The sequence below is a fragment of the Bacillus sp. S4 genome, assembly GCF_040838205.1.
Classification (GTDB): domain Bacteria; phylum Bacillota; class Bacilli; order Bacillales; family Bacillaceae_G; genus Bacillus_A; species Bacillus_A cereus_U.
Genome location: NZ_JBFPJI010000276.1, coordinates 1 through 4,319, shown reverse-complemented (window position 1 = coordinate 4,319; position 4,319 = coordinate 1). Strand labels below are relative to the sequence as shown.

The following is a 4,319-nucleotide window of genomic DNA, read 5'->3' as shown; positions in this document are numbered from 1 at the left end:
ATTTGAAGTGGATAATAAATATGAATCAAAAATGGGGATTAACGTAATAGAAGAGCATTTTTCGCCTGGTTTTTCTTCACCAAGTACGTTAGTCATTCAATCGGATAAAAAGTTAGATGAGGCGACTTCTCTACAAACTTTAGATGAACTAACTGATAAAATCTCGAAAGTTAAAGGAGTTTCAGAAGTATATTCACCGACGCGTCCAACCGGTGAAAAGATAAAAGAATTATATTTAAACAAACAAGCAGGAGAACTAAATACAGGATTAGGAGATGCCAATGGTGGCATAAAAGAAATTAATGATGGTTTAACGGATGCTAAAAATAAAATGGGTGGTAATGACTCAAATAGTCTTGCGAATGTTCAAAAGTTAATTGATGGAACGAACGAGGCGAAAAATGGGGTATCGGCATTAGGAACAGCTTTAAATCAATTATCGAATGGAATAAACGATGGAGCACAAGGAGCGAAGCAAATTGAGAGTGGGTTAGCTTCATTAAACGAAAATATAAATGTGTTATCTAATGCAACTTCGCAACTTCATGCTGGTTATGCTCAGCTAGAAAAAGGTTTAAGTTCTTACAATCAATATTTCGGAAGTATTTCTCAAGCGATTGATGGTGCGAAAAAAGGATACGAACAAATTGAAATGTTAATGAACAATTTCATTCAAACTAAACCAGAATTAGCAAATGATCCTAACATTCAGCAAACATTAGGAATTGCAAAGGAAGCTCAGAAGCAATTAAGTGTACTTTCAAATGAATTAAATCAATTAGCAACGCAGCATAAAGCAGCAATGGGTTCATTTAAAGAAGCGAATCAGTCGTTACTGAAAGTAGATAAAGGTTTAAAAGAAATGAATAATGGCGTTACACAATTACAAAAAGGCGCTGGTGAGCTGGAAAATGGATTAAATGAAGGAGCCACAGGTTCAAAACAAATTGCAAACAAATCAGCTGAGTTAAAATCCGGTTTAACGAAAATAAATGATGGGCAAGGACAGTTATTAACTGGGCTTAAGGATTTGCAAGAAAAGATGGGGCAATTACAATCAGGCTTATCTAAAAGTACAGAAGGTTTAGGCAAAGTAAGTAACGGTCTAGGGGATGCTCAAAAATATTTAGGCGAGCTAAATGAGTCGAAAAGCTCTGAGAAATTTTATATTCCGAAAGAAGTTTTAGAGGGAGAAGATTTCCAAAAAGCATTGAATACGTACATGTCACATGATAGAAAGACTGCTAAAATGACAATTATTTTAGACGTAAACCCGTATTTAAAAGAAGCGATGCCTATCATTCAAGAAATTAATAAAACGATAGATGGTACGTTAAAGGGAACAGAACTAAATGATGTGAAAAAAGCAATTGGCGGGACAACAGCTAGAAACGTTGATTTAAAAGAAGTAACCGGGCAAGATTTCCTACGTACTGCTACGATTATGTTATTAGGGATTTCGCTTGTATTAATCGTGATTACACGCTCATTCTTAAACTCAATCTTTATTATTGGGTCGTTAATTTTAGCGTACTTTGCATCACTTGGTATAAGTGAACAAATTAGTGCACATGTATTAAACGTAGAGTCATTAAGCTGGAATGTTCCATTCTTTAGCTTCATTATGATTGTCGCTTTAGGAGTGGATTATAGCATCTTCGTTATGATGCGATACAATGAGCTAGAAGGGGATTCAGTAACGAAAATTGTAAATGCATCTCGTCACATAGGAGGAGTCGTATTATCAGCGGCACTTATTTTAGGAGGGACATTTGCAGCGTTAATTCCTTCAGGAGTATTGACACTTATACAAGTAGCATCCGTTGTTGGCGTTGCTCTTTTACTATTAGCTTTAATTGTAATGCCGATATTGTTACCTGCTTTAATAGGATTGACGAGTAAATTGAAGAGTTATAAAGAGAAAATAATAAATACGAAATAAGAAAAACCTGTAGGGAATGTTTTCTCTACAGGTTTTTTGTATATAAAATATGAAATGAAAAAATGATTCAATGTATTACAGAATGAGAAGTGAATAGGGATATTAGAAAGAGGTCGATGATATACAAAAAATAGCTAGGGGAATGGATAAAAACTATTCGATTTCGTTGTAGAAAGCTAATCAACCGTTGCTATTCATCCAGCTTCTACTATATAATAGCTATAGTCTACAATAATTGAGTCGTAATATGCGATTTTTTAGGACAATCGGTGAGAAAACGCTGAAATAAGCGGTATTAGTAGGAGGACACAAATGATTACAGTAAGTAACGTTAGTTTGCGTTTCGCAGATCGCAAATTATTTGAAGATGTTAACATAAAATTCACGCCAGGTAATTGCTACGGTTTAATCGGAGCAAACGGTGCTGGTAAATCAACATTTCTAAAGATTTTATCTGGAGAAGTTGACCAATCAACAGGTGACATACATATTACGCCAGGTGAGCGTCTAGCAGTATTAAAACAGAATCACTTCGAATATGAAGAGTTCCCTGCACTAGAAACAGTAATGATGGGTCACACACGTCTTTATAAAGTAATGCAAGAGAAAAATGCAATTTACATGAAAGAAGACTTTAGTGATGAAGATGGCATGCGTGCTGCAGAACTTGAAGGTGAGTTCGCTGAGCTAAACGGTTGGGAAGCTGAGTCAGAAGCTGCAATCCTTCTAAAAGGATTAGGTATCGGCGAAGATATTCATGATAAAAAGATGTCTGAATTAACAGGGGCAGAGAAAGTAAAAGTATTACTTGCTCAAGCTTTATTCGGTCAACCTGACATTCTATTACTAGATGAGCCTACCAACCATTTGGACTTAAAAGCGATTCAATGGTTAGAAAACTTCTTAATGAACTTTGATAATACAGTTATCGTTGTATCCCATGACCGTCACTTCTTAAATAAAGTATGTACGCACATGGCTGACCTTGATTTCGGTAAAATTCAATTATACGTTGGTAACTATGACTTCTGGTATGAGTCAAGCCAATTAGCATTAAAACTAACTCAAGATTCTAACAAGAAAAAAGAAGAGAAAGTAAAAGAGTTACAAAACTTTATTGCGCGCTTTAGCTCAAACGCATCTAAAGCGAAGCAAGCAACTTCTCGTAAAAAATTGTTAGATAAAATTACATTAGATGATATTAGACCGTCATCACGTCGTTATCCGTTCGTTGGTTTCACACCAGAGCGTGAAGTAGGAAATGACTTATTAACGGTTGAAGGTATTTCTAAAACTATCGACGGAGAAAAAGTATTAGATAATGTGAACTTCACTTTAAATAAAGGTGATAAAGTTGCATTTATCGGCCGTAACGATATTGCAATGACAACATTATTTAAAATTCTTATGGGTGAAATGGAGCCAGATAGCGGTTCATTCAAATGGGGTGTAACAACATCTCAAGCTCATTTCCCAAGAGATAACTCTGAGTACTTCGAGAACAGTGATTACACTTTAATTGATTGGTTACGTCAGTTCTCTCCACAAGATGAATCAGAAAGTTTCTTACGTGGTTTCTTAGGCCGTATGCTATTCTCTGGTGAAGAAGTAAAGAAAAACGTTTCTGTTTTATCTGGAGGAGAAAAAGTTCGCTGTATGCTATCTAAGATGATGTTAAGTGGTGCAAACGTATTAACATTAGATGATCCAACGAACCATTTAGACCTTGAGTCTATTACAGCATTAAACAACGGTTTAATCACATTTAAAGGAACATTACTATTCACTTCTCATGACCATCAGTTCGTACAAACAATTGCAAACCGTATTATCGAAGTAACGCCAAACGGTGTAGTTGATAAGGTAGCAACGTATGATGAGTTCTTAGAAAATGAAGAACTTCAAAAACAAGTTGATGCAATGTACAAAGGTTAATAATAAATGATTAAAACCCTCGCTTTCTTTTATGAGAGCGGGGGTTTTGTTGAAAATAAATACAATCTTTGTATTTAAATAAAGAAGGGACTGAAATGAATAATTATTCAAAAATAATATTAGCGATGGTAAGAAATTTTTGAAGCGTGGATAAACCCTGAAATGATGAAGAAATGGTTTTTTACATTGGAAGGGACGAATAAAGTAACGGCAAATACTCCTGAATTAGGGGGAAGTGAGTTATAAAGGATAAGATTGTAGGAAAAGTGTAGTTTGAGCAATTACTCCAAACTACACTTTTTCTTATGTGAAATATGTACCAAAATTGGAGATAGATTAGTTTGCAAATGAGGAAATAAAGGATTATAGTTTGTGGAGTCATAATTAGTGGATGAGCCTTGGGAGAAAACAGGAAATGTTACAAATGTATTTTGTTAAATAG

2 protein-coding genes are annotated in these 4,319 nt (G+C 34.9%); both read left to right on the top strand.

The genetic code is table 11. From position 1 onward, the window contains the following. The coding region (locus AB3X48_RS18365) for an MMPL family transporter (RefSeq protein WP_367959792.1) at positions 1-1,942 on the top strand (1,942 nt) is incomplete at its 5' end. A 312-nt stretch (positions 1,943-2,254) separates the two neighbouring features. Then, complete coding sequence (locus AB3X48_RS18360) at positions 2,255-3,877, top strand: ABC-F family ATP-binding cassette domain-containing protein (protein ID WP_016105165.1); 1,623 nt, start codon at positions 2,255-2,257, stop codon at positions 3,875-3,877. Positions 3,878-4,319: the final 442 nt, after the last annotated feature.

What these genes read in the sequence shown, in the direction of transcription:
- AB3X48_RS18360 (WP_016105165.1), top strand. Translation starts at nt 2,255, where the DNA reads ATGATTACAGTAAGTAACGTTAGTTTGCGTTTCGCAGATCGCAAATTA.